This window comes from Luteococcus sp. Sow4_B9, assembly GCF_052116585.1.
Classification (GTDB): domain Bacteria; phylum Actinomycetota; class Actinomycetes; order Propionibacteriales; family Propionibacteriaceae; genus Luteococcus.
Map to the genome: position 1 here is coordinate 1 of NZ_JBQKKT010000048.1, position 4185 is coordinate 4185.

General features: G+C 64.8%; 4 protein-coding genes and 1 pseudogene. 3 read left to right on the forward strand and 2 right to left on the reverse strand.

Annotated features, from left to right (window positions below; translation table 11 throughout):
- Positions 1-112: 112 nt before the first annotated feature.
- Both ACTQ49_RS14775 and ACTQ49_RS14780 read left to right on the forward strand, forming a co-directional pair.
- Positions 113-1204, forward strand: a pseudogene (locus ACTQ49_RS14775) (IS30 family transposase); the annotation flags it as partial.
- A gap of 63 nt (positions 1205-1267) precedes the next feature.
- Positions 1268-1771, forward strand: coding sequence for a GNAT family N-acetyltransferase (locus tag ACTQ49_RS14780; protein ID WP_441828599.1), 504 nt, complete (start codon positions 1268-1270; stop codon positions 1769-1771).
- A gap of 26 nt (positions 1772-1797) precedes the next feature.
- Here the strand turns inward: ACTQ49_RS14780 and ACTQ49_RS14785 are convergent, their stop codons facing one another.
- A complete protein-coding gene (locus ACTQ49_RS14785; protein ID WP_441828600.1) occupies positions 1798-2523 on the reverse strand; it encodes a class I SAM-dependent methyltransferase in 726 nt (241 codons plus the stop codon).
- A gap of 94 nt (positions 2524-2617) precedes the next feature.
- On the opposite strand from ACTQ49_RS14785, the gene ACTQ49_RS14790 reads away from it, so the two are divergent.
- Complete coding sequence (locus tag ACTQ49_RS14790) at positions 2618-3184, forward strand: class I SAM-dependent methyltransferase (protein WP_441828601.1); 567 nt, start codon at positions 2618-2620, stop codon at positions 3182-3184.
- A 50-nt stretch (positions 3185-3234) separates the two neighbouring features.
- Here the strand turns inward: ACTQ49_RS14790 and ACTQ49_RS14795 are convergent, their stop codons facing one another.
- Positions 3235-4023: a nucleotidyltransferase domain-containing protein gene (locus tag ACTQ49_RS14795; protein WP_441828602.1), complete on the reverse strand. Its 789-nt coding sequence runs from the start codon at positions 4021-4023 to the stop codon at positions 3235-3237.
- Positions 4024-4185 lie beyond the last annotated feature (162 nt).

Sequence of the window (4185 nt, forward strand, 5' to 3'; positions counted from 1 at the left end):
CCGCAACTGGCGGGCTTGCGTCTCCGACTGGCCCTTCTCCTTGGTCATGGTCACAGTCAATCTCCTTCATCTCGGGAGACCACCACTTACACAAACCATCTGACACGCCCGCCGCACGGTCCCCACACAGGACGGGCGGGTGCTGCACTATGCCCCCGTGATCCTGCTCAAACCGGCGAAGCCTTCCTCGCCTCGCTACCTCAGCCTGGACGAACGGGTCCGGATCGCGGACCTCCATCGTGAAGGTCACAGCCTGCGCGCGATTGGCAGGCTCATGGGCCGGCCGGCGTCGACCATCAGCCGCGAACTCCAACGCAACACAAGTCCTGCCGGCCGCTACCGGCCACACCAGGCACACCAGCGCGCGATGGCGCGCCGCCCACGACCCCGCACGAGCCGTCTGGCCCGAGACCCAGTGCTGCGCGAGTACGTCGAGAAGCAACTGTTGCGTCGCTGGAGCCCCGAACAAATCGCCCAAGTCCTGCCCACGATGTTTCCCGACAAGCCCGAACGATGGATCTGCGCCGAGACGATCTACCAAGCCGTTTACCGATCTGACTTGGGAGGACTCCAGCGAGCGCTGCCCGGATTCGTACTGCGTCAGCGGCATCGTCAACGGATGCGACGACGTCACCCCCTCGCACGCCGGCCCGGACGTAACCACGTACCCACGATGACCTCGATCGACCAGCGGCCCGCCAGTGTCCTGGACCGACGCGAGTGCGGCAACTGGGAAGGCGACCTCATCATGGGGTCGGGCAACACCTCGGCAGTGATCACCTTGGTAGAGCGCTCCTCACGGTTCACGTTCGTCGGCCACCTGCCACCGGGCCGCAAGGACTCGGCCATAGTATGTGACGTCGTCGCGGGCTTCCTCGCGTCGTTGCCGCCCCACCTGCGTCGGACCTTGACTTGGGACCAGGGCAACGAGATGGCGCAGCACGCCACGATCACCGCTCGAGTCCCCGGGCTGGAGATCTACGTGTGTGACGCGCACGCGCCATGGCAACGCCCCTCGAACGAAAACACCAACGGGCTGCTGCGTGACTACCTACCCAAGGGCACGAACCTGGCGGTCTTCGACCCAGTCGCCATCGCCGAGATCCAGCATCAGCTCAACGAACGGCCCCGCAGGAGCCTCGAATGGCAGTCCCCGCAGCAGGTCTTCGCTAGCCTGCAGAACACACCCGTGTTGCAACGATGACTGGAACCCACCCCGTCACAACGGGGCCGAACCAAGCTGTCACAACCACTCGATACTCGTTGCATGTCGAACTCCGCGGAAGCCAACGGCTGGCGCGAGTCCCTGACCTTCATCCCCATGACCGTCGAGGTGGCCCGGGTCATCGCTGACGACTGGAAGTACCCCGCGCCCTACGACTTCTACGACGCCACGGCCGACATGGAGGACTACAAGGAGTTCGTCAGTGCTGCCCAATGGCCCGACAGGTTCTGGCAGGTCCGTCACGGCGAAGACCTGGTGGGCTTCTTCACAGCAGACCCACGCGATGACGGTCGCTGCGAGATCAGCCTCGGTCTCCGCCCCGACCTGACCGGGGGCAGCCGCGGCCTCAGCTTCCTGCACGCTGCCTTGGCCCTATTGGAAACAGAAGGGCTCACGCAGCGACCGGTCATGCTCAGCGTTGCGGCGTTCAATCACCGAGCCATCAGGGTCTACGAAGCTGCAGGCTTCACCATCGTCCGGACGTACACGCAGCCCACGAACGGCAGCACCTACGACTTCATCGAGATGGAGCTGCGCAAGCACTGATCAACGCCCGCTCTTGCCGCGGTTGGTCAGGGACGTTTGGCGAGAAAGACCATGAGCGGCTGGCCGGGTCCGCCGCCGAATGGTTGCTGGGACCAGTCGCTGAAAGTGGCATCCACGACAAGTCCGGCCGCGGCGAGGTCCTGGACGATTTGCGCGTGACTGCGGAACTGCAGTCGCTGGTCAACATCCAGGAGCGTCCCATCGTCGAACTCGTTGTGGCAGCGCATCACCACCACCCCGTCCTCGTCGGGTGGGTCGGTGGCCAAGGACTCTCGAAGCCGGCCGACCGGGGTGTCTCGCTCGCCCAGCTCGTCGTTCCAGTTCTGCCACGCCCGCGATTCAGGGTTGCGGCTCTCGAAAACAAGAATCCCGGCCGGCCTCAGGCCCTTTGCGATGTTCTCCAGCGTGGTCTGCCACTGCTCGTGCAGGATGTGCATGGCGACGTTGCCGCTCATCACGACCAGGTCTGCGCTACCCGGGGTGATCTGCTCGGCAGTGCCTTGCACCCACGTGACCTTGTCGCCGCCAGGCCGGTTCCTGGCCTGGTCGAGCATGGCCGGGGCGGGGTCGATCCCGGTGACCGCCCGGCCAGGCCCGGTCAGGGTGACGGTGAGGATTCCGGTTCCGCAGCCGAGATCGACAATGTCGGCAGCATGGTGCTCATTGGCCATACGGCGGAAGAAGTCATGGTCGGGGCCGTCGGGATTGTCGATGTCGTAGATGACTGCGAGGCGCGGGTCGTCGTAGCTCATGGGCCTCCCTGTAGTGCGAACGACTGCATCATCCCGGCGGGACCGTCCGCAGCGCCAGCCGTTTTCCGAAGTGGCCCAACGTCCTCTAACGCCGTTGGTTTCGCGCAAGGACTTGACGTCGATCAACCCACATGGTGCCGATGAGCGAGCTTGTACGACCCGCCGGTCCCCGACACACAGGGGTGATCCGCACGAGCTGGCGCGCGAACGCCTCGGCGCCACTGCGGACCTTCGCATCGCCGACCTCGCAGCGCCACTGCCCTACGCCGACGACACGTTCGACCTCATCACGGTTTCGCTGGCCCTGCACTATGTCCAGGACTGGGAAGGCACCCTGAAGGAGTTGCGCCGCCTCCTGCGCCCCCACGGGCGGCTGGTGATCTCGATCATCCATCCGTTCGTCTACGCCTTCTCCTACCCCGACCAGGACTACTTCGCGCTGACCCAATACTCCGAGGACTACGACTTCCGAGGCGAGACGATCACCATGACCTACTGGCACCGGCCACTCCAGGAGGTGCTGAGCCTCATGGTCGACGCGGGGTTCGCTATCACCAGCGTCACCGAACCCGCAGTCAGCGACGAAACCCCTGCTTCGCTCCTGCCCAACGGCACACGGCGCTTCATCGGCTTCCTGTTCCTCGCGCTCGAAGCCGCCTGACCCCTGAGAGCCCGAACCGCAGGTCGCCAACTCGCGCGCATCTGTCGCGATCAGGCGGTTGCCTTCCATGCGCCGATGTCACTGGAAAACTGGTCCACCAGTGTCGTGACACTGGTCTGCAGCACGCGAGCCACCTCGTCATACGCGGGTGAGGTTGTCTCGTCTCCCCAAGCGATGAGCGATGTGAGGTCTTCATCCAAGGTGGGATGCAGCTGGCCCCAGCGTTCTGCCGACGTGGCGCGATCAGTGGTCCACACCCGGTCGTGAACACTGACCAGACTCGAGACCGCAAACAACGTTTTCCGGCCGATTCTGCGGGCCAGGAGGCGCACGTGATCTGCCGCCCCGGGGTCGAGAGCAGTCAAGGCGTGGGCCCAGCGGACAGCCATCGCTGGGAAGTCGCCATTGAACCCACGCGCGGCAGTGACATCCCCACGAAAGCGAGGAAGCGCGGCGGCAGGGTCTGGGCCAGCGAGCCACGCGCAGTAGTGCTTGAGGAACACCTGGTTCCCATAGCCGGCATCCCCCTCAGCCAGATCAGCGGCGCTCCACGCGCCGATGGCGACCTCCCGCGCCAGGTCCGCGTATCGCATGGACAACTCACGGGACACGTGCTTGGCGTGAGAGGCATCCATGCCGAGGGTCACGATGTCGACGTCGGAGTGCCCCACTCTGGCCCGGCCCGTGGCCACCGAGCCGTACACATAGACCGACACGTTCGCACCCGCCAGCCCGACGAGGTCGTCCAAGACGGGACGGAACCTGATGGGCACTTTGGCGCCAGCCACCCCGGTCACGATAAACCCCTCGAAGTCAAGGCCCTCGTCAAGATCCTTCACAGTCAGGCCTTCCTTTCGCCCAGTGCAGGACAGCATTCCAAAGTGCTTCCGCTCATGGCACCCCTCTGTGTCAAGGGTGGCTCATGACGCGATCGGCAGCGGCGTCGTAAGGTCGGGGTCAGCGGGTTCGGGAAGTGACTTCTTCGAAGTGCTGGTGTGGGA